This is a genomic window from Flavobacterium franklandianum, from assembly GCF_007097365.1.
GTDB lineage: Bacteria > Bacteroidota > Bacteroidia > Flavobacteriales > Flavobacteriaceae > Flavobacterium > Flavobacterium franklandianum.
On the sequence record NZ_VJZR01000003.1, the window covers coordinates 33,359 to 55,109 of the forward strand.

16 protein-coding genes are annotated in these 21,751 nt (G+C 30.4%); 8 read left to right on the forward strand and 8 right to left on the reverse strand.

Annotated elements, in window-relative coordinates; translation table 11 throughout:
• Window positions 1-320: 320 nt before the first annotated feature.
• Complete coding sequence (locus FNW17_RS04925; protein WP_144071026.1) at window positions 321-812, reverse strand: thermonuclease family protein; 492 nt, start codon at window positions 810-812, stop codon at window positions 321-323.
• 97 nt (window positions 813-909) lie between these two features.
• On the opposite strand from FNW17_RS04925, the gene FNW17_RS04930 reads away from it, so the two are divergent.
• From FNW17_RS04930 to FNW17_RS04945, 4 genes are all read left to right on the forward strand, one after another.
• Window positions 910-1,713: a hypothetical protein gene (locus FNW17_RS04930; protein ID WP_144071027.1), complete on the forward strand. Its 804-nt coding sequence runs from the start codon at window positions 910-912 to the stop codon at window positions 1,711-1,713.
• A 68-nt stretch (window positions 1,714-1,781) separates the two neighbouring features.
• Window positions 1,782-2,234, forward strand: a complete 453-nt coding sequence (locus FNW17_RS04935) for a DUF5675 family protein (RefSeq protein WP_144071028.1) — start codon at window positions 1,782-1,784, stop codon at window positions 2,232-2,234.
• 12 nt (window positions 2,235-2,246) lie between these two features.
• Window positions 2,247-2,510, forward strand: a complete 264-nt coding sequence (locus tag FNW17_RS04940; protein WP_144071029.1) for a hypothetical protein — start codon at window positions 2,247-2,249, stop codon at window positions 2,508-2,510.
• On the forward strand, window positions 2,500-2,742 hold the full coding sequence (locus FNW17_RS04945; protein ID WP_235893244.1) for a hypothetical protein: 243 nt from the start codon (window positions 2,500-2,502) through the stop codon (window positions 2,740-2,742). The genes FNW17_RS04940 and FNW17_RS04945 overlap by 11 nt, the downstream gene beginning before the upstream one ends.
• A 185-nt stretch (window positions 2,743-2,927) precedes the next feature.
• On the opposite strand, the gene FNW17_RS04950 is transcribed toward FNW17_RS04945, so the two are convergent.
• Both FNW17_RS04950 and FNW17_RS16630 read right to left on the reverse strand, forming a co-directional pair.
• On the reverse strand, window positions 2,928-3,350 hold the full coding sequence (locus tag FNW17_RS04950) for a DUF6943 family protein (protein ID WP_144071030.1): 423 nt from the start codon (window positions 3,348-3,350) through the stop codon (window positions 2,928-2,930).
• 528 nt (window positions 3,351-3,878) lie between these two features.
• Window positions 3,879-4,007, reverse strand: coding sequence for a hypothetical protein (locus tag FNW17_RS16630; RefSeq protein ID WP_262710834.1), 129 nt, complete (start codon window positions 4,005-4,007; stop codon window positions 3,879-3,881).
• 280 nt (window positions 4,008-4,287) lie between these two features.
• Here FNW17_RS16630 and FNW17_RS04955 point away from each other — a divergent pair, with 280 nt between their 5' ends.
• Entirely contained in the window at window positions 4,288-4,467 is a 180-nt protein-coding gene (locus tag FNW17_RS04955; protein ID WP_144071031.1) for a hypothetical protein, read from the forward strand.
• 439 nt (window positions 4,468-4,906) lie between these two features.
• Here the strand turns inward: FNW17_RS04955 and FNW17_RS04960 are convergent, their stop codons facing one another.
• Both FNW17_RS04960 and FNW17_RS04965 read right to left on the reverse strand, forming a co-directional pair.
• On the reverse strand, window positions 4,907-6,760 hold the full coding sequence (locus tag FNW17_RS04960; RefSeq protein ID WP_144071032.1) for a P-loop NTPase fold protein: 1,854 nt from the start codon (window positions 6,758-6,760) through the stop codon (window positions 4,907-4,909).
• A gap of 248 nt (window positions 6,761-7,008) precedes the next feature.
• Window positions 7,009-8,727 (reverse strand): protein kinase domain-containing protein, encoded by a 1,719-nt coding sequence (locus FNW17_RS04965; protein ID WP_144071033.1) that lies wholly within the window; start codon window positions 8,725-8,727, stop codon window positions 7,009-7,011.
• 355 nt (window positions 8,728-9,082) lie between these two features.
• Here FNW17_RS04965 and FNW17_RS04970 point away from each other — a divergent pair, with 355 nt between their 5' ends.
• The 3 genes from FNW17_RS04970 to FNW17_RS04980 all read left to right on the forward strand — a co-directional run bounded on the left by FNW17_RS04970 (window position 9,083) and on the right by FNW17_RS04980 (window position 16,925).
• A complete protein-coding gene (locus FNW17_RS04970; RefSeq protein ID WP_144071034.1) occupies window positions 9,083-10,792 on the forward strand; it encodes a hypothetical protein in 1,710 nt (569 codons plus the stop codon).
• 192 nt (window positions 10,793-10,984) lie between these two features.
• Window positions 10,985-11,779, forward strand: a complete 795-nt coding sequence (locus tag FNW17_RS04975) for a hypothetical protein (protein WP_144071035.1) — start codon at window positions 10,985-10,987, stop codon at window positions 11,777-11,779.
• Window positions 11,780-12,083: 304 nt separating this feature from the next.
• Entirely contained in the window at window positions 12,084-16,925 is a 4,842-nt protein-coding gene (locus FNW17_RS04980; RefSeq protein WP_144071036.1) for an AAA domain-containing protein, read from the forward strand.
• A gap of 187 nt (window positions 16,926-17,112) precedes the next feature.
• Here the strand turns inward: FNW17_RS04980 and FNW17_RS04985 are convergent, their stop codons facing one another.
• From FNW17_RS04985 to FNW17_RS04995, 3 genes are all read right to left on the reverse strand, one after another.
• On the reverse strand, window positions 17,113-18,780 hold the full coding sequence (locus FNW17_RS04985; protein WP_144071037.1) for an RNA-binding domain-containing protein: 1,668 nt from the start codon (window positions 18,778-18,780) through the stop codon (window positions 17,113-17,115).
• A gap of 486 nt (window positions 18,781-19,266) precedes the next feature.
• Window positions 19,267-21,360 carry a VapE domain-containing protein gene (locus FNW17_RS04990; RefSeq protein WP_144071038.1) on the reverse strand — a complete coding sequence of 698 codons (2,094 nt, stop codon included), beginning with the start codon at window positions 21,358-21,360 and terminating at the stop codon, window positions 19,267-19,269.
• Window positions 21,361-21,457: 97 nt separating this feature from the next.
• The gene (locus FNW17_RS04995) at window positions 21,458-21,739 is read right to left on the reverse strand and encodes a helix-turn-helix domain-containing protein (protein ID WP_011964270.1); all 282 of its coding nucleotides are present in this window, start codon (window positions 21,737-21,739) and stop codon (window positions 21,458-21,460) included.
• Window positions 21,740-21,751 lie beyond the last annotated feature (12 nt).

Here is a 21,751-nt window from a genome sequence, read left to right on the forward strand (position 1 = left end):
TTTTTTCGCTCCGTAAAGTCTCCGACTTTGAGGCTGTGTTCATCAGTCTGTGACTGACATAGAAGTTTAATAACTTAAAGTAAAGCCGGTTGAAAACCGAAAATTACTACCTCAAAGTCGGAGACTTTGCGGAGCTGGTTACGAGTTCTTCTAAATAAGGCAAAATGTTTAGTTATCTCTTTTTGATTCATAATTTTTTCTGCACAATTTTGTATAACTAGCCGCTAACTAGTATATATCTTCTTAACGCCTGTAAGGAGTTGTATTTATTGGTACTCTTTAATTTTTAAAATCCTTTAGTACAACATAAGTACAACAAATCAGAATACTTTTATTTGACTATAGATCCCAATATTATTAAGCTGCGCTTGGCGGTTCATTGCTTGATACTCTGCTAGCTTGCCACAATAATATTGTTGGGTTGCTTTAGCATACCCATTTTGTAAAAGTAATTCATTTAAACATAATCCACTAGGCAAAATTACATACCCTAATTGCCTGTTCCAGTAGTCGTAATAGTTCTCCTGTTCTGTAATGATAGTTACAACCGTTTTAGGCGGTGCAACCGACAAAACGAAGTGCAAGGATTGCAAACCAAATTGGAGTAATAATTGAGCAGGTAAACTGCTTTTTTCTTCGTCCTCTTTCATCTTCCTATTTAGTTTTACTTCTGGTGCATCCAAGCCATAAAGTCGGATTTCTTTTTTCATTTGAGTGAAACGATTGCAAATGATGACGCTATCTCCGTCAAGGACTTCTTCAATTTGCCAATGGGTTTCCACTATGTACGGTGCTTTTGCGTTGTATTGCATTGATTTACAGTGTTTTAAGTTATTGATAATCAAAGATAATCATTGAAATTTGTCTTATGAATTTAATCTAATTATTAATCCATTAAAACTTAAAAAAATGGCAAGACAGAAAGGTGTTATCAAGTATGTTGGAACTCTTGGAGATATCCGACATTTTAAAATTAAAGGTCAAGAAGGCTACTTTGCCGGAATGGTTGGTGGTCCAACTGGTGACCAAGTACTCACAGCTCCAGAGTTCGAAAGAACTCGAGAGAATATGAACGAATTTGGCGCTTGTGCCAAAGCTGGAAAATCGGTTCGAACTGGTTTATCTCAAGTTATGAAACAAATGGCGGACAGCCAAGTAACTGGAAGATTGACTTCTATTATGAAGAAAATCAACCTTGAAGACCAAACGGAAGCCAGAGGTTACCGTAAAATTGAAATCACAACACAAAGAAATTACTTAAAAGGGTTTGAGTTTGACAAAAACTCTTCATTCAATGGAATTTTCAACGCTCCGTTTTCATTAACTCATACCGTTGGTAGAGAAAGTGGCGAATTTGTAGTTGATGCTTTTAACCCAGCGAATTTGGTTAATGCTCCATCTGGTGCAACTCACTTTCGTTTGATTACTTCGCTTTCCGTAGTGAGTGATTTTGAATACAACGCTACCACAAACAGCTATGATCCAATGGATGCAGCTTTGAATGAGGTAAACGATATTCAATACAGTCCTTTCTTGGATTTGTACGCTCCAGTTCCTGCCACTACAATTGTTGCAACATTACCAAATGGAGCAATTCCAACGGTAAACACAACTGTTTTGCAGTGCATCGGAATTGAGTTCTACCAACAAGTGGGACCAAATTACTACTTGTTTTCCAGTGGGAACTGCTTGAAAGTTGAGGATGCTTTTTAGAAAAACCTTCCGAAAATCCCTCGCCAAAAGTGAGGGATTTTTTGTTTAATCTCAAATCTATCAAGACTATGGAAAGCAAAATAATAAGAGTAGCCCAGGGCAAAGAAAGCACATTGAGCCAATTGTACATTAACGGAATATTTCAATGCTATTTGTTAGAGGATAAAATTAGAGAAGTGAAAATCCCTTCTCAAACTGCCATACCAAAAGGAGTATTTAGTTTGAAGTTGAACACTCACGGAGCTAAAAATGTGGATTACAAAAAAGCATTTGGAAAGCTGCACCAGGGAATGATTGAAATTTCTGGTTTACCAAACTTCAGCTTTGTTTATATCCATACCGGAAATACTATCAAAGAAACTGCCGGGTGTCCGCTTTGTGGTTTTGGTTTCCAATTTGTTGATGGCAATTTTCAAGTTACTCAAAGTGTTGCAGCTTACAAAATGATTTATCCAAAATTAGTAGCACTAGCGAAAGTTGAAAACAATACAATGATCATTGAAAATAATTTTCAATTCTAAAAAGGCCAAAAAATGGAAAATATCAACATCATCGCTACACTTTTTGGAACACTTATCACCTTACTACTCTCGATTGTAGCTTATTTTATCAAGCAATTACACACTGATTTCAAGAGTATGGAGAAAGATTTGATTGAAGTAAAAACGATGGCTTTAATCATCAAAACCGAGTTCAAAAGTGGTAACGACTTACTGAACCAGAAAGTAGAATACATCGAAAAAAGAGTACACAATTTAGAATTATCAATTTATAAAAATCAAGATTATGAAAAATAACAAAATGAATTTAGTAGAAAGAACCTTGGCACCAACTCCAAAATGGTTTAAAATTCTTCGCACTGTCGGAATTGCTTTGGCAAGTGTTGGCGGAATTATCATTACTTCGCCTATTGCTTTACCTGTTGGATTGGTTTCGGCTGCTGGTTACTTGGTTCTTGGTGGTAGTATTATTTCAGTAGTTTCTCAAACTGCTGTCAAATCTGAAGAAGAACCGAAAACAAACCCTTAAAATTGGTTAATAACCACCTTGAAAGCTCCATTTATTGGAGCTTTTTTTGTTTATAGCAGTCAATAAAAGTAGATTGCTTTGCTTTTCTTCGGTTTATTTAAGTGGTGCAATCATATTGCACTTATGCGTTGGTTTGCTTGGGAATAAGGTGCAATCAATCCTAGTCCGCTAGGACCAGGATTGTTTTATTTTCTACAATAACGGTATAAAATGGCTCTACGGATGTCATTTATGAGCATCATATCCTCTTTGTATTGTTTTTCTTTTTTCTCCAGAAGTTTGAGAGCTGCAATATTTTTTTGGTGCTGCTCGTACTCCACCATCATTAAACTAGCTTGAGGATTGAATTGTTTTTTGAAATCTGGAAGACGCAAAAACGGAATAACCGAACCTACTAAATACTGATGCCAGAATTTTGTTTGCCATAAACTATAAGCAATGAAAAAAAGGCTTTCGCAGTCCTCTTCGTTTTGGAAAATGATAACAAAACTGTTAGTAAATTGCGTTTTTTGGGGCTTTCCGCTGTTCATCCCCTTGTTAAGTACAAATAAATGGGGTTTTGCGTAAATAGTGTCCTTTCGGTGGGTCTTGATGATGAAATTTAGCATAACATTCGGCTTTAAAAATTGGTTAGATTTTCAATTTTCCGCAGGATTTCGTTTGAAAGACCAATGTGCCTCGCTACGCTCCGCCCATTAAATTTTTCAAAAGAAAAAAAAGAAAAAAAGAAAGCCAGTCGTTCAAGTGGAAGGTTTCAAAAAAGCAAGTTTTTTTGAAAAAATACTACCCGATACATCTTCGGAAGAGTGGGCGTGAAGGCGGAAATGAATGTTGATGCGAACCGTTAAGGGTGGAGATTTTTTCAAAAACCCGTAGGGCTTGAACTTGCTTTTTTGTAAACCTGGAACTTACCTTTGCTCTCTTTTTTTTTATTTTTTATTTTGATTTCAAATTCTAAATATCATCGTATAATCGGAATTTGTTTGAAGGAAAGGGAGTTGATTTGGAAGAGGGTCGTCTTCGGAAAGGGTATCAAATTTTAGGGATGGATAAAAAATCCACATCAAAAAATATAAACGCTTTTTATTCGGCACTAAAATTTGATACTCTTTCTTGAATTTGATTTTTGAGGATGCCTAAACGTCATTTGAAAAGAGGTATTTGATTTTTAACGGAATGTTGTTCTGAAAATGGAAAGCATCTTCAAAAAACAATGCATTACAATACCAAGTGCGACGGTGCAGTAGCGCGTGCAAGTGTATCATTTTTTTATTTGCTGACTGGGATGTTTCTGATTGCTTTTGTGGAAAAGTTGATGCCATAGACTTAAAAGAAAGATAATGCTTGAAGCTTGTAATACTTATTATTAGTAACGGTATGGCATCGGCTTTTCCGCTGAAGCAATGACTTCTTATTTTATGGCAAATAAAAAAATGATACTCTTGCTGGCTTCTCTTGGTTTTGTGGGTGTTGTAAATTGCTTATACCTTTGTCGTGAATGTTAGAAATAGAGTTGATAAGCGATTTACAACACTTACAAAAGCAATGCAAATACTTACCGATTTAAACACAAAGTTGCTAAAAACAGTTACCGTGAACGTTCTTGAAAGTAATTACAACTGTAAAGTTTCCTATGAAATAGCGAAGGTTCTTAAAGACAGTGGCGAAGGACAGCTTTTTTTATTGCCGGCTGGTGCGAGGAAGCAATTAAAAAAGCTGTCCTAGAGCCACTGGCAAGCGCGTTGGGTGGAGCGGCTGTTTTACATAAATGATATTATAGCTTCATCACAAAAACCAAAAAAACAATATAAAAGCTTTGTAATGAACTATAATACTCAATTATGTAACACAGCTTGGGGAAAAAAATTACTGGCGCAAGTTGCGAAGCGTACGTGTTTTTTCTAAAAACTGTGCCAGTAATTTTTTTTGGAGCGTTGGCAAAGGAGTGCCTTTTGAAATGTAAAACGTTCTTTTCACAACCGAACGAAAAAAGATATTCTCGCAATTGAAAACGTAATTAGCGAAATGAAGCAAGAAGAGTATTGTTGCTAGGGGATATTTGGTCTGGAGTCATAAGTGAGAGTCTCTCATAAATGGTTGATTGTTGTACTATTGTGAAGGCACAAGCGAAGCACTCGTAATGCCTAAGGGCTATTGTACTTTGTTAAGTTTTTAAAATTTCTATTGTTTCTTTTATTACTTTATGGAGTTCATTAAACAAAAATCCGGATAAGTTTCCTTTTTTTATTTTACTACATTTTTTTTCAACTCTCTTTTCTAATTCTTCAAAAAAAGCTAGATCAAGTTTCAAATAATGATTTTGATATTTTTTGTAACGATTTTGAATGAACCTAATTATTTCCCATTTTTTTTCATTATTGCCATTTAAAAAGAAAGTGTAAAATCTATAACTTTTAAAATCTTTCATTATTGGATTGAAGAAATAGTCTTTATCAGTTCTTAAAATTTCTGTATAAAACTCTGCGAAATTTTCATAGCATTTTTCTTCTAAATCAGTTGCGATTGACTTTTTTTCTTCCATCAAAATTTCATCATTGATTTTTAATGCTTCTTCTTTGATTTTGATTAAATGAGTTTTAAATTCAGAATTTTCATTTACTGAAAGATAGAAATCTAGAGAACCAGTATGTTTATAATGAGGTTTTCCTTTTTTCATTCCTTTAACTATCCTTTTTTCTAAATTTTCTAAATTAAAATTTAGTGGATTATTAAAGCGAGTTATGAAATGAAAAATAGTTAAATAATTCGATATATCGTACAATCCTTTGTCAGTATAATCAATTAGTTTCTTTGTTAATTCTAAATATTCTAAATCTGTTAGCTTAAAACAATTTTGATAATTTAGACTATTTAAAACTTCATAATGCGGTAAAATGACATTTTGTTCAATATTATAATATTTGTTTAATTCATCAAGGATATTTGTTAATCTAAAAATATTACCTCCAGTTAGAAAGTCATAAATCGATTTAAAATATGTCCAACCATTATTATCAAAATAATTTATATTAAATTGTTCTTTATATGTTTTTTCTTCTTTTTCTTTAGGTAAATTATTCTTCTCAAAAAAAGAGTCTAAAATAATATATGAGCTATCATCCAAAGTTTCTCGATTAGTAAATGAAATTTTACCTTCTTTATATTCAATTGAAATGGCAATAGAAAATCTTAACAGCATTTGAAATATTTCACTTTCCTTTTGTCTTAATATATTATCAGAAGTTAAATTAACTTTGATTTCAGAAAACACATTTTGAAAATATGATAAACAATATGAAAGAATTCTAATGTTTCGTGATTTTTTTGAAAAGACTTCAAGTATAAAGTTTTTATTTTCTTTTAAGAAGCTTTGATATATAGGAAAACCTGAAAATTTGATTTCAATTAAGCTATCAAAAGTATCAAAGATATTTGCTATAAATTCAATGCTGTTTCCTACAACTTTTTCTTTTAAAATATGATAATTGGCAGAATCGATTTTATTTTCATTAGCAATTATAATCACTTTTACATTTTCATTTTCAACTAATGAGTTTATATAACCTATTAACTCTTCTAATTTAAGATTTTCGCTAATTCTTTCTAAATCATCGAAACATAATACAAGTTCTTCAAAGTTTATTAACTCATTTGTATTTACGTTAATTTCTTCAATGTATTTTATATATTCTCCTAACCCCTTTAAATGTAAAATACCTTTTGTAACTGCTTTACCAATTGACGCTCCAAGTTTTAATTTATTACTTTTTAAAATTGGATATAAACAAAGAAAAATTTCTGATTGAATTTCTTCAACTGATTTTAATCCAAAAAGTGAAACAAGAATTGGTCTATATTTTTTGCTTTCATCATTAGATGTAGATATTTTACATATATCTTTGGACAATATGTTTTTAAAATAATACGTTTTACCAATACCCCATTCTCCAGTAATCATTAATGCGTAATTAGTATTTGATTTTAAGTAATATTCTACTATTTCTTTAAGATTTTGCATTAGTTTTATTTTTTTTAAGGATTTCTGCTAGTGTAGGCATTAAAATAATGTTCTTTAAAAATCAGTTTTGCCTTTGATGAAACTGGTTTTTTAAATTATGCTCAAATATGTTATCGTTTATTAAATTTGAAATTAACGAAAAGAAGCAAACAAAGATGCGAGTTTAGGAATACTTGGACTAAACGAGGATTTTGTGCAGCTGAATGAGGTAATGATTGTTTTTATCATATAAATTTCTAGTTAATCCATTACAATAATTTATTCTTATCTGTTGTGATTGTGAAATTAATTTTATCAATTGTTATTTTATTAAAGCCAATAATTGGAACTTTTCCATTTATCTTTTCATCGTTCAAATAGGTTCCAATGCTTTCCAAATCATAAAGCCAAACGTTATCTTTGCTATTGATGATTACACAATGTCTTCTACTAACCAATTTAGCATCAATAACTTCAATGTCATTTTCGTTAAAGCCTTCTCGACCAAATTTAATAATAGAATTTGTTATTGATGAAGAATTTATATTTTCATTGTTACTTTCCAAGAAAGTAATTGTGTTTTCTTTCATTGTATTAAAATGAAAATCCATAAATAGTAACTTTGATTTTAATGTCGGCAATCTATTAAAACTATGACTTTTTTTATCTTCCGATAATACTGAATAATTATAACCAATAAATGGATTGTTAGTTATTTTTAAAATTGATTTTGGGACTATTGCTTTTCCTTGATTGTGCAATACGTAACTGATATAATAATTATTCGCAAAACAAGGTAAATTTGTATTTGTGTCCATTAACATTTTAGATAATTCCATTGCTGGTTCAAATCTATTAGTTTCATAATAACAACGAATTAATAAATTATATGCCTCATAGTCTAAAGGATGCCTATGTAAATGGTCTGAAAGTAAACCCATAGCAATTGGATACTTTTTGTTTTCTAAATTAATCCAACCTAAATCTTTTTGTACATCCAATCTAGGGTTTAATCGCAATGCTTTTTCTAAATATTCTTTTGCTTTTTTGATTTGTTGTATTCTTAAATAATATTTACCGAATGCTTGTAGTACGGCTACGTTATTTGGATAATTGGCATTTGCTAATTCCAAATATTTGGCAGCACTACGCCACTTATTTGTCTTTAATGCTTTTTCTGCGTGTTCTACTAATTCTGCGGCTTTTAACCCCTCTTTTTTGAAAATTATCGGAACAGATTTTGCCCTTATTGCTTCTTCAAATTCGACCATAAATTGAAATCTTAACTCTGGTACTTTATTAATGGATTTAAGAATTATTTCCTGTTGCCAGTTTGGTAATTTTTGAATTGGGAAATCTGCTTTTTGATGTTTTTCGATTATATCCTCAATTGATAAATAACTGAATGGATTTTTACCTGTTAAAAGTTCCATAAGTGTTACTCCAAGAGCATAAATATCAATACGAGGATCTTGCTTAGTATCACTATCCCAGGAAAATGCTTCGGGACTCATATAGGATCTTGTACCAATATCTTTATTGGCTATGCCAAAATCAGAAATTTTAATGATCCCATTTTGAGAAAAAAGTATGTTGTCTGGCTTAATATCGTGATGGATAATTCCTTTTTTGTGAACAGTTCTTAAGCATTCTGTTAATGTTTGTATCCATTGCAGTGCCTCCGAAGCTACAATTTTACCTTCTTTTATTTTATCTCTTAGACTACCACCTGAACAATATTCCATTACCAGAAACAATTTATCTTCTTGCCAAAAATGATGGTAATAGTTAACAATATTAGAATTGTCAAATTTTGATACTATTTCAATTTCGTGAATAATATCTTCCTGTTCTGTTTTGTCTGTATTTTTTAATTGTTTGATTGCCACGTACCGATTTGATACTTTTTCTTTTGCCAAGAAGACTTTTCCAAAACCACCGTCTCCAAGGTCTTTTATGAAAGAGTATTTGTTATCGTATAGAATCATTAGTTGAAATTTTTAAAACAAAGTTGTTTGTTTTTTTTGAAAGTTGATAAAAACAAAGTAACGATTTATATTATGAATGATTTAATGAACACTTGACAAAAAAGTATTTTTATTGTTATTCCCAAAAGTAAGAATCTTTTATGGGATTGAAAATATACCTTTAGATGATTTGTAGTAGATTTTTTATACATTTGAAAGACATAAGATTTGAGTTTTATCAAATTGATTTACCTACATAAAAGTATAATGAAATGATTTTGTTTTAAAGATATACGATTAGTTTTAGGCAAGGAATAACAGTACTATAATCATAATGATATTTCAAAAAAGACTTTTAAAAGTAAAAAAATAATCAATGGGAGACTCAATTTTTTTAAATAAAAATGATTTCGATAAAAAATTTGAAAATATAATATTTCCAAATTTTATTTTGGAAAAAAATATAAGTACAGAAGGTGATATATTATTTAATAATTGCACATTTAAAAGCACTTTTATACTAGAGAATTTAAAAGCAAGAGAATTATTTTTTTTCAAATGTAATTTTGAAGAAAAATTTATATTATCAAGTTCTTTTTTTAATATAGGAGGATTTACTGATTGTATATTTTCTGGAGAGATTAATTTAACTTCAAATAAATGTACATCAAATTTTGTATTAAGAAATGTTAGAGGAAAAGAATTTGAGATAAATGGAGAATATCAAACACTTCAAATCGTTTCATCCAAAATAGGTAACTTAATATTGAAAGATATCAATACGGAACGATTATATAGAGAGTCTAAAATTGAATTTCTAGTAGAAAATGAAATTAATAAAATACAAATTAAGTCCTATATAACCCTATCGAATATAGTTTTTGTCGGTGGTGATTATAAAAGTGTATTTTTTGAAGGAGTTTTTGAAGAATCTATAAATTTTAAAAAAAAAGTAAAAATTGAAAATTTATATTTAGAATCCTCAACATTTAAGAAAAGGATTGATTTTGAGGAAGGAGAATATGAATATATTAGTTTTTACAGAAGCATCTTTCAAAGTTTGGTGTTAATAAGTGATAATAATTTGACAGAAGATATTCCAAGAGATTTAAAAATAAAAGAATTAACATTTCATTCTTGTGTTTTCGATATGAATGTTAGTGTTGGTATGGAAGATATTCAGTTTTTAAATTTGTCGAATAATAATTTCAAACAAATATTTAATTTTAATAATAATGCAGATAATAACAATGAAAATTCTGAGGTAACAATAAGAATTAATGGAACTAACCAAGGAAACATCATAATAGAACGTGTAGATGCGGATGTTAATTTAAGTGACATAAATTATGGAAATATATTATTTAAAGATTTAAACATTTCAACCTTAAATATATGTGAATTTCAAAATGTTGGAAATGTAACCTTCTCAAATATAAAATCTGGGTATTATTTTACGATTCAAGATTCAATTACTGGAAATCTAAATTTCATTAATTTTGACATTAATATCTTCAAAGAAATTGTTATTGCTCAAAGCAGTTTAAATGGTATAATTTTTAATAAATATCCAAATAAAATTCTATCGTACAGTAAAAATTCAATAGTTGGTTATGGCATTAAAGAAAAATCTAAAAGCTCCTCCAACCTCAAAAACATTTACAATCAATTAAAACATATTGCAAGGGGAAAAGGAGATATTGATGTTTCAAATAAATATCAATCTCTTGAATACAAGCAATTACTTCTAAGTAAAGAATTTGGATTTGACACATTTATTTTGTTGTTAAATTGGTTATCAAATGATAATGGACGTAGTTGGTTCAGAGGAGTAATCTTTACATTATCAATAGCTTTTCTTTTTTTCTTATTATACTTTCACTTCATCGGAATAGTTTTTTGTTTTGAAGATCATTTTAAAGACTATATAATTTTTATAACATCGTTCCCAAAATTAGAATTAGAAACATATTCCTGTGAAAATAATTATTGGGAAGTAAAACTAATTATTTTCGTAGCAAGAATTTTTGTAAGCTATGGAATTTATCAAACTATTACTGCTTTTAGAAAATATGCAAAAGGATAATAAAAATACACACATACAAAAGGAGAAGCAATTGAGATATTAGCTTCACGGCAACTTCATATCTGAACTTTTTTATGTGTTTTTATTAACGGGAAATACATAGATTATTTTTTTATTAAAAGGCAGTGAATAGTTTAATCAGATTTTTAGATTTTAAATATTAACTAACAGACTAAACACAAAAAGATTATTATGAGTTTTAATAAACCTTTCCACAGAAATTATAGAAAAATTAAAGAAGGACATAATTCAGGGTATAGTAGTTGGGCATATATTGTTGATCATAATTACTCGCAAAATCCGGAATATTATACTCGTGCTTTTTCTATTATCCAAGAAGATATCCTTAAGCTATTTGAATATGTTGAGCCATCAGATATTAATAATACAACTTATTCATTCAGAATTCACGAACTACTAATGAGAACTTGTATTGAAGTTGAAGCAAACTTTAAAGCTATTTTGAGAGAAAATATTTTTACGCCTGTATATAAAAATGGTCCCAAAAAGGGAGTTTTGCGTTTGGAAAAAGAATGGAATGTTAATGACTTTAAAATTGTAAATAAAACACATCATTTAGATGATTATTCAATTGAATTACCCTTTTGGAAGGGACACAATAAAATTAGGAAGCCATTTGAACAATGGAAAACAAACCAAACTTTAGTTTGGTATGATTCCTATAATCAATCTAAACATAATAGAGTTAATAATTTTGAACAAGCAAATCTAAAACATCTGATAGATGCGTTTTCGGGCTTGTGCGTTCTTCTTTCTTCACAATTTTGTACTGAAGATTTTAAGCCAGGTAGTAGAAGTTTAGAAGTTAATACAGATTGTTATTATGGCGGTGGTTTTGGACTTGGTAATTTCTTAATTGTTGATTTTCCTGATGATTGGAAAGATGATGAATTATATGAATTCGATTGGACAAAACTGAAAGATGAAACTGAAAGATTTTCAAAAATTGATTATAATACCATTTGAAATCAATAAAAGTATCAAATAAGTTACTTCTTAATACAGAAGATTAAATTCTGCACTAATTTTCGAGAAATTGTTCGTTTCTTTTCCATAACTTCGTTTTTTCTTGTCAGAAAAAATTTATTACAACAGCTTATAGAAGTTCTAGTTAAGAGATGTAATAGCAAATTTTAATAGAATGACCGGAAATAAATAGAAATACGAAAAATACCAATAGCAACGCCAAGCATATTTGTGGTTTCAATGCACAAAAGGCTGCTTGGAAACCAAAAGGAATAAAAACTTGACAAAGCATCTATAGGCAATTATGGAACTAACAGAGAAATTATTAACAGAGTTACAAAGAAGACTTAAAATAGGAAATCGTAGAGGAGTTCATTTAAATGCTATTCCTGCAAATTCAAGATACAAGTTCGACTTAAACAGACTTTCTCATATAGACAAAAACCTTCCAAATAATTTCATTAAATCGCTACTAACAGAGTTACCTCTTAAATTTAGAATAAGTTGGAAAGACAATGTGCCAGATTTAAACTCACTTTTTGAAGAAGACCAAACACAATTAGTTAGAATTACCAAGGCATTCGAAAATCTAATAAATCAAACGGAAGCAATTGAATCTGAAAAAGGAATTAATACTTTTGGATTTGGGTTTCCTATACTTGCAAGGAGAGACAAAGCAGATAACAAGCTTACTGTTGCACCAATTCTTATATGGTCGTTACGAATTAAGCGAACAAAAGAATTTAATACTTGGGAAATACTTAGGAATGAAGACGACCCAATTTATATAAATGAAGTCTTAATAAATCATTTGCAAAGTGATTCAGAAATTGAGATAGAGCAAATACCAAGCGAAATGCTTGATGATGGTTTAATAAATAAAGCAGAACTTATTGAAATTTGCAGCAATCTAATAAAAGCAATAAATACAAAGTCACCAGAAGATTTAGAAGATACTTTTAAAAAGAAGCTTGATACCATAACTTCGATTGGAGACAAAGCACATTATGAGAAATTGCCTTTGAACTCCACTAATTCCTTTATTGATTTTGGAGGTTTGTTCTCCATTTTTGAAGTTCAAAAACAAAACATAATCAATGATTATGGAAATCTAATGGAACTTGAAGGACTAAATATAGATCTTGAAGATATGGAAGGACATTCATTCCAACCCATTTCATCGGTTGAAACTGACCCATCTCAACAAAGTATATTGCATTCATTAGAAGCCTCAAGGAATATTTTAATACAAGGACCTCCAGGAACAGGGAAAAGTCAAACCCTTACTGCTATACTCGTAAATGCTTTAGAAAATAATAAAAAAACAATTGTTGTATGCGAGAAAATAAATGCCTTAGAGGTATTAGAAAAGGGATTAAAAGAAAGAGGACTTGATCATCATTTTGTAATTGTAAGGGATGTTGTTACAGATAGAAAAACAGTTGTTGAATCTGTTAGAAGTAGAGTAGATAATTCAGAATATAAACGATACAGATATAACTACTCAAAAGAATCTTTAGACAACTTAACTTCAAAGGCAAAAGTCTTAATCTCTGAGATTAATGGTAAGCACCAAAAACTTGCACAAAAACTTATCGGCAATAAGTCTTGGACAGATGTTGTTGGTGATTTATTAACTGAAAAGAAAAAAAATGTCAATGATGGCAATCTTGACATTGATAAAAATCATTATAATTATACGTCTCAAGAATTAAACTTCTTGCTCGATCTTGTACAAAAAGGGCAAATTCTTTATGATGACTTTTTACCTATTGTATCAACTTCATTTATTAACCCTTCAAAATTAATTGGAGAGAATCCATTCTTAATTGAACAAAGAATAAACGAAGATTTTGATATTTATGTTAAACAACTTCTTGAAATCAAACAACTATTTGAAGCAAATAGAAATGAGTTTATTAGTTTAAGAAAGAATGAATTGAAAACTCAACTTGCTTTTGTCAATGCTGCCATAGAAAAAGCTTTTGAAAAAGAAAAAGAATTAGAGCAATTAATTGATAAAAGCCGAGTTGAATATTGCACCTTTAGAAAATCAGAATTAGACCAACAAGAAAACAGCTTTTTGAAGTTTATTACAGAAATTGATACAATTTTTGAAAGCAATAAGGGAAATGATGATTTAAAGAACAAAGCAAAGATTGATAGCTTTGGATTCAAAATAGCATCGATTTTCTCTAAGAGCAAGAAACAAACAATTTCAGACCATTTAAAACTACAAAACAATTTTAAAAGACTCGAAGAATGTATAGAATCCTCAAAAGATTATATTCCAAAAGAATTTGATGGAGATTTAGATTCAAAGAGAAATGCTTTACACTCATTCAAATCTGATGCGATAAAATTAAAAAATGGCTTTAAAAACAAAATTGAAGATGAGTTTAATTCATTCCATTTAACTTCACTACTAGATACTGCTGATACTAAAATTTTATTTCAGCCAATTGACTTCAAAATAAACGATTTAAAATGTTCTGAAAGTTTTGTGTTAAAATTGCAAACTATAAAAAATGATTTTGAAATTTACTTTGACGATCTTAATACAATATTTAAGGTTCTTTCAAAGACAATAGCTGAAAGTAAAGACTTAGAATTACAATATTCATTCATTGGTTCATTCAACAATAAAAAAAGCATAGTGTCAAGACTAATTGCTGATTTAGAATTGGTAAAAGAAGTTTTTGACTCTAAAATACAAACAGAGTTTCAAAAGATTAGTTTACTTAAAGCAAATCCGAATGAAATTGAAGTAAAAAGCCTTTCCTTACTTCAAGAAAAAGTAAATACTTTAACGGAGAAAATCAAAAATGATAACTGGAATATTCAGAAGAAAAAATTCAATGAATTTTACAAATCCATTGATGATATAGAAATTCTTATCCAAAAGAAAATTGATTATTTTAATTCTGAAAAAGATTTATTTACAATTGAATTCAAATGGTTTCAGTTTTATAATGTTTTATCTGAAATAAATAAAAAGTTACTGGATGAATTAAAGCCTAAATCAAATTGGCGTAAATCTTTTTTGGTACATTATTTAAATTCAATGCTTGTAAATTCAGCTAATATGGATTTGCCGACAAATGATGAGGAGCTTAAAGAACTTGATATAACTTTAAATGGTATCGAGAATGTACAGTTAAAATTTATCAAAGAATTCTGGTTTTCAAAACAGATAGATTCTACTAGAGAATTCGAACAAAGGAACTCAAATCTTTCGGTAGAAAATCTTTATAATAAAAGAAGTAGTAGCAGATTTAAAAGACTTTCACTAAGGCAAATTGTTCAATACGACGCTAATCTTTTCACTACATTTTTCCCGATAATTTTAACTTCTCCTGATGTTGCAAGTAATTTATTCAAGGGAATGAATGGGTATTTTGACATAGTAATGTTTGATGAAGCCAGTCAATTAAGACTTGAAGATAATTTGCCAGCAATATTAAAAGGGAAGCAAATTGTAATTGCAGGAGATGAACACCAAATGCCTCCTTCAAATTATTTCAGCAAAGTGTTCGATGGGATAGTTGAAGATGAGGACGATTTAGAAGAAGAAAATGAAATTGTAGTTGACAAAGATAATATTTTATTGTCTTGTGAATCTCTGCTTGATTTCGGTTCTGAATTAAATTTTCAAAGAAAGCATCTTGATTTCCACTATCGTTCAAGGCATCCCTTTTTAATTGATTTTTCTAATTATGCTTTTTACAATCAAAGGCTAAAACCATTACCAAATAATTTTGAATATGTACCCATTAAATATATTCAAGTAAACGGTACGTTTTCAGAACACACAAATGAAGCTGAAGCAGAAATGGTTTTATCAATAATTGAAAATAATATTAACCGATTACCAAATGGAGAATATCCAACTGTCGGAATAGCAACATTTAATATCGCTCAAAGGAATCTTATAAAGTCAAAAATAGAAGAACGAAAAAAGTTTGAAAAGTTTAGTGATTTTAACGAAAAAATACAAGAATTAGAACTTGACAACCCTAAGAGTAATAAATCGTTCATAAAGAATTTAGAAAATATTCAAGGTGATGAAAGAGACGTTATTATTCTTTCAACAACATACGGAGTAGGTAAAGATGGAAGGTTTGCTCAAAGGTTTGGTCCAATTAATCATTCAAAAGGCTATAAACTTTTAAACGTAATTATTACCCGAGCCAAGTTTAAAGTTTATTTATGTTCATCAATACCAGAACAGGTATTTATGAATTATAAAGAGTATTTGGCCATTGAGGGTTCTAATAACAAAAGAGCCGTTTTATATGCGTATTTGGCTTATAGCAAAGCTATAAGCGAGAAAAACAATGATTTAAGACTTTCTGTTTTAACTTCCTTATCTGAAAATACAACTAAAAGTGTAAGTTTTGATTCATTCGTTGGAGGTGATTTAGAATCACCATTTGAAGAAGAAGTGTATCAAAGCTTAGCTGATAACCTTGGAATTGAAAAATTAATTCCTCAATTACAGTTTGCTGGTTTTAGGATTGATATCGTTTATGACCCCAAAATGGTTGGGGTTCCTAAAATTGCAATTGAATGTGATGGTGCAAAATACCATTCCAGTAGAGAAGCGTATTTACACGACAGACACAGACAAAAGATATTAGAAAATCACGGTTTTGTATTTCATAGAATATGGAGTACAAATTGGTGGCGTAATTCAAGCAGAGAAACAACAAAACTAATAGACTTCATAAAGAGTGTTGAATCAACAGGTATTTCAAAATTAAAAGATTATTCAAGGACTGCATTGGCTTTTACAGACGAAATAGAGATAATTGAAAAATATATTTCGAAAGTATCTTTCATTGATAACGAGAAAGATGTTGAAATTATTCAAGCAATTGAACGAAAGACACCGATACAAACTTATCTATTCCAAGACGAAATCAAGCTAAATAGTAAGGTAAAAGTAAAATATGTGAATAATGGAAAGGATATTAGTGTTCAAATAGTTGAAGCCATTAACAACAAAGGAGAAGTAGTAAACGGAGTCCAAAAAGTCAATATCAAATCACCTTTGGGAGTGTCAATACTTGGGCGTTCTATCGGTGACATTGTAAAAGTTGGAGATTTAGACAATTTTGTTGAAATTCTCCAAGTGACGAATTAATAGTATTAATTTCTGGGGACAGTATACCATCTTGGCTTATCTTATTTTGTATCTTAAATTCTTATTCTTTTATCTTACTCTATTTAATGAAAAACATCAATAAAATCAGTGCCTAGGATGACTTTCAATTTCTTAAAAAACTTGATTTCTATCTTTTTTGTTATCTTAAAGCTATCTAAAGTCTATCTTATTTTTTAAGCACCCAAATAGGTTTTACAGTTGAAGTACTTTGATTGAATATTGTACTGTCTTTCTTTGACATTTCGTAAAGCAAGTTTCTGATTTTGGTTCTTTTTTGTTCTTCGGTTAAAATATTGGACAATTTGTCTAAAAGCAGATTGTCAATATCTTCCCTTGAAACTTGTTTGTATTGTGTTATAAATTCGATAATTAATGCTTTATAATATCCTTTGTCGAAAGCCTTATTTTTTATATAAGTTGCCTTATCATTGGTTACTTCTGCTACTGATGCAGCAACATAATAGGCGTGTTTTCTGCCTTCAATTAGGTTTTCTTTTTTCAACATCTTTGATGCTGCTTCATTAATATCTTGCTTTTTCTGAACCTTGTCTAATAATACTACTTTATCCAAAGACAGATCTTTTCTTTCAATTAATAGTTTTGAATAATTTTCATCTATAGCGTGACCATAGATTTGCAGTACTACTTTTTGTGGTTCCGACAACTGATAATCCGGTAATGGAAAGAAGCGTTCCCTTTGTGCAACATACATTGTATGAATACCATAACCTAACCGGTCTATCATTCCTAAAGACACCATAGCTTGCGCTAACCAATGATTTCTATATTTTTCGGGTGTTTTATCTCCTTTTGTATAATCTTCTGGATTACCTGCATAAAAACTACCCGCATTTGAAAAGATTAGTTTGTCCACTTTTTCCGTTACAATAATTCTGCTATTTAATGAATAATCCTGATGTGCAATACAGTTATGCATCGCCTCAAGAATAGAACGGGTATCGTATTTGTTTACAGTTGTGGCCAGTAATTCGTTGTCAGGAAAGAATTTATACTTTACGTTTCTGATTTGATTTAGAACTGTGGTTGTGTTTAATAACAATGGTGGCCCAAAGTGTTCATACGCTTTTTCTTCTGTTTCTAGTTTCCAAGTTATCTCGGCTAATGAAGGCAACAAGAAATGTGTAGCTTCTTCTTTTCCCAATAAAATAATTGAAGTATTGGTTATTTTTCCATTGATATTTATTTTGGCTTTATCCAGAAATTCTTCATCTGTCCAATTATCAATTTTATCATAATAAGAAGCTCTTGTTTTTCCTTCTTTGTATTTTCCACGAGCTACTCGTATTGCTTCGGGATCTAAATCGTTGATTGTTGCTTGTTCAATGGCTTTCGCACTCCAATCATCTTGGGAATTGTAGATGATGCGAATGTATTCCGGGAAGTTGCGTAAATCGGTTTTGTTACTGCCAATTCTTATGTACGCCATTTTTTTGAAGTGCGTAGGCTCGTATTTAGCCGCTGGAATTCTTAAAAGTACTATGTGTTTCCCCTTATACTCAAATTCAAATATTTCGAAGTTAATCTTGGGATGCAGCAAGTTTCTAATCCATAATTCTAAATCCTGATTGCCTTCTTTAGCATTCTGAAAGGTAAAGTTTGTTCCTTTTATTATTTGTGTATTGTCTTCAACACCCCATACTATATAGCCAAAAGGTTTGTTGGCAATGGCTGCTCCATTACTCATAGCCGAAATGTATTCGCCTTTTTGTTCGTTGGTGGTGCTTTTGGCTCCCATTTTAAACTCTACCCAGTTTGTTTCCGAAGGCAGTGCCACAAATTCTTCCAGTAGAGTATGTAGTTGAAGGTTGTTCATTTTTATTCTTTATTATTTATCCTTTTATCGGTTAAGGTATTGTAATTTTTATTGGAATACGATTTTTTTTGGTGTTTTTTGGGATTTAACCTGAATTATGAAACCTAATATACAATCTACAATAATACGAAAAAGCAACGGAATGTAAAAGAGCGAAAATGAATTTAGGGTGTAGGGTGTAAGGGAAAAATGCGTAAAAGATTTTATTTTTTTAATGATTGAAATAAAACGGATTTATTGGGAATATAGGGTGCAAAAGGGTTTTAACGGTTTACTATTATGCGTTTATTTATTCTTATGTTACCCGATTTATTTTTTTTAAAAAAATAAAAAATGTTTGTGTTGAAAAGTGGTTACACCACCTTACACCCTAAAATTAAAGTAAAAAGGTGCTTTTTAGTGAGAAGTAAATAGTCTTTATTGATAAGTTTTTTTGGGGTAAAAAGAAAAAAGTGAAACTTTTCAGCTCCACTTTTTTGTTATTTTTTATTCTTCGACTTCTTTGTTTTTTGCATCAACTTCTTCGTATGTAAATTCTTTAACTGCATAAACTGGTTTTCCTTGCCTCATTAATCTAGTAAAATTGTGTTTCTTAAGCGCTTTTCCCAATTTGTTTATTGTGCCATCATTTAAGTTTAATTTTGTTCTGTCGGCAATTTTAGCAGCAATTTGAGAAGCATTTAAAAAAAGATTTGCTTCTTCTTTTGGACAAGGTTCAAACCACGTTAAAAGCAATTCTTCTTCTGGACTGTGAAGTTGGTATTGTTCGTTATTTTCGGTGATGTTTTTGATTTCTTCTTGGTCAAACCAATATCTAAAACCACTTTTGAAAAGAAACAAAGCCTGTGAAAATGCCATATTAATATCTACATTGTGTTGGTATTTTATGCCTTCCAATTCGAAACAAAGAAATCTTCTGCTTCCTGTACTGTCGTTTAAGAACTGTGCTGTATTGACACTTCCGGCAAACGATGCCCTTCTGGGCATTGTTTCGTTGTTGTGTCCGTAGGCTTTTCTCATTCTGATTTGGGTTTTTGTTATGATTTCTTTGAGTGATCCAATTTCGGAACGGTTTAAGTTTTCTAGTTCGTCCAAGTTGATTAACATACATTCTGAAAGCTGCACCAAAGTATCTTTGTTATTGGGGTTTATGGTTCCGGAAAATAGATATTCTTTTAAAGGTTTCGGAACGAGTTTCTCCACCCAAGTTGTTTTACCTAATCCTTGTTTGCCACTAAATACAATTACTGTGTGATTGATTACTTTATCATCGAGAACACAACCAACCATTGCGACTAACCATTTTTTAAAACATTGCTGCCAAAGGTCTTGTTTTGTAGTTGTGATTGTGTTTGCTAATTCGGTAATGTAATCGGTCTTTTCATCGTAAGAAGGTAAATTGAAAAAGTAGTCTTCAAAAGGATTGAACAGCACACAAAAATCAGAATACAATAAATTTCTTAATGATGATAGATTTGTTTTAATTCTCCCTTTTAAACACTCTCGAAGCATAGAATTTTCAATAAAATCATTCATTACATTCCACTTCTTTTTACCGAAATATTGGAACTCTAATTTTCCAGATACTATATTGTGCCGAAATACATATTTGTTTGATAAAAACAACTCTAAACGGTCTATTTGGGTTGGTTTTGGTTTGTCTTCGTCGTCTTCATCATCAAATTTAGTTGTAGGTTGATGAGTTCCCTCGTTCCTCGGGATGACAATTTTGGACTTCTCATTTTTGCCAAACTCGTGACTATTTCCGTAAGCACTGTTGACGGCTTGAGTTACTTCTTTTTCATCATACCCAAAATCGGTTAGAATATATCCCAGAGCTTCTTGAAGCGATACACCTTTACGATTGAGGTTACACGCTAATTGATGAACGAATACGTTTCGGCTACCATTCACGAATTGCACTTTTTTTTCAGTAAAATTTACGCAATGGTTGTAGATTGCATCGCTATTAATAACAATTGTTGGCTCTGTTCTTTTAAACTCCCTCTCGATGTTAGCTTTAGGTTCTTTTTCTTGTTCTGTAACACTAAATATTTTTGCGTTTTCATTGTAATAAAGGTTTTCATCATAAGAATAAAAGCATAGTCTGGTTAAGTCTTTGCCTGATTTGTCTATTTCTAATTTTAAAATACTCTCATAATGAGCTTGAACCAAGAGAAATGCTTCTTTGTGATTGGCTTTATCTGAATTTATTTTAACTAGAATTTTTAATCCGTTGCCTGATGGACTAATAAAACTGGCATAAGTGAACTCATTTTGATTGGCCAAATGCTTTGCATTTTGCAAATCATTTGCACTTAATTTGTCAATATCCAAAATGATACAATTTGAATAATCCGCTAGGAATTCCAATTTTCGACCTCCAACAAACTTTCCCGAAGGTGTGAATGCTGGAAGTGATTTTTTGGCTTTATTGTAGGCTTCTGTTTTGTTTTCGGCAAGTGATTTTCTCAAGTAAATGATACCCGGTCTGTATTTTCCTGTTTTGATTTCTTCTAAAATTGTTGAAATTGTTTTGTGTTCTACAACTTCATTAAAGTTTTTAAAGACTGTTACCATTGTTTAGGTTTTAAAATTTATTTTCAAGATTAGAAGTTTTCCCTTTGTGATTGGCTTGCAATCACAACTTTCGCAAGTTCCGTTACACTCTTTCATTTTATCTTCCTTTGAAAGATTTGTTGTAATGCTCTGTAAGAAGTTTTTCAACATCAGAAAGTTTGTAATAGATTTTGTTTCCAACTTGACTAAATGAAATTTTGCCTTCGTCTCTCCAGGTTTGAGCTGTACGTTTTGAAATTTTCATTAATAAAAGAAATTCTTGATTGTCCAGAAAGGTTTCTTTCTTTGGGTCAGCCTTAATTGAGATTTGGCTTTGAATAGTGTCTAATTTGCTCATTAGATCTGTGAACTGGTCTTTTGTGAAGATAATTGCATCCATTTTTAAAAGTTT

Coding starts and splice junctions, on each gene's coding strand:
- FNW17_RS04925 (WP_144071026.1), bottom strand. CDS start 812: ATGCAATACAACGCAAAAGCACCGTACATAGTGGAAACCCATTGGCAA.
- FNW17_RS04930 (WP_144071027.1), top strand. CDS start 910: ATGGCAAGACAGAAAGGTGTTATCAAGTATGTTGGAACTCTTGGAGAT.
- FNW17_RS04935 (WP_144071028.1), top strand. CDS start 1,782: ATGGAAAGCAAAATAATAAGAGTAGCCCAGGGCAAAGAAAGCACATTG.
- FNW17_RS04940 (WP_144071029.1), top strand. CDS start 2,247: ATGGAAAATATCAACATCATCGCTACACTTTTTGGAACACTTATCACC.
- FNW17_RS04945 (WP_235893244.1), top strand. CDS start 2,500: ATGAAAAATAACAAAATGAATTTAGTAGAAAGAACCTTGGCACCAACT.
- FNW17_RS04950 (WP_144071030.1), bottom strand. CDS start 3,350: ATGCTAAATTTCATCATCAAGACCCACCGAAAGGACACTATTTACGCA.
- FNW17_RS16630 (WP_262710834.1), bottom strand. CDS start 4,007: ATGATACACTTGCACGCGCTACTGCACCGTCGCACTTGGTATTGTAAT.
- FNW17_RS04955 (WP_144071031.1), top strand. CDS start 4,288: ATGCAAATACTTACCGATTTAAACACAAAGTTGCTAAAAACAGTTACC.
- FNW17_RS04960 (WP_144071032.1), bottom strand. CDS start 6,760: ATGCAAAATCTTAAAGAAATAGTAGAATATTACTTAAAATCAAATACT.
- FNW17_RS04965 (WP_144071033.1), bottom strand. CDS start 8,727: ATGATTCTATACGATAACAAATACTCTTTCATAAAAGACCTTGGAGAC.
- FNW17_RS04970 (WP_144071034.1), top strand. CDS start 9,083: ATGGGAGACTCAATTTTTTTAAATAAAAATGATTTCGATAAAAAATTT.
- FNW17_RS04975 (WP_144071035.1), top strand. CDS start 10,985: ATGAGTTTTAATAAACCTTTCCACAGAAATTATAGAAAAATTAAAGAA.
- FNW17_RS04980 (WP_144071036.1), top strand. CDS start 12,084: ATGGAACTAACAGAGAAATTATTAACAGAGTTACAAAGAAGACTTAAA.
- FNW17_RS04985 (WP_144071037.1), bottom strand. CDS start 18,780: ATGAACAACCTTCAACTACATACTCTACTGGAAGAATTTGTGGCACTG.
- FNW17_RS04990 (WP_144071038.1), bottom strand. CDS start 21,360: ATGGTAACAGTCTTTAAAAACTTTAATGAAGTTGTAGAACACAAAACA.
- FNW17_RS04995 (WP_011964270.1), bottom strand. CDS start 21,739: ATGGATGCAATTATCTTCACAAAAGACCAGTTCACAGATCTAATGAGC.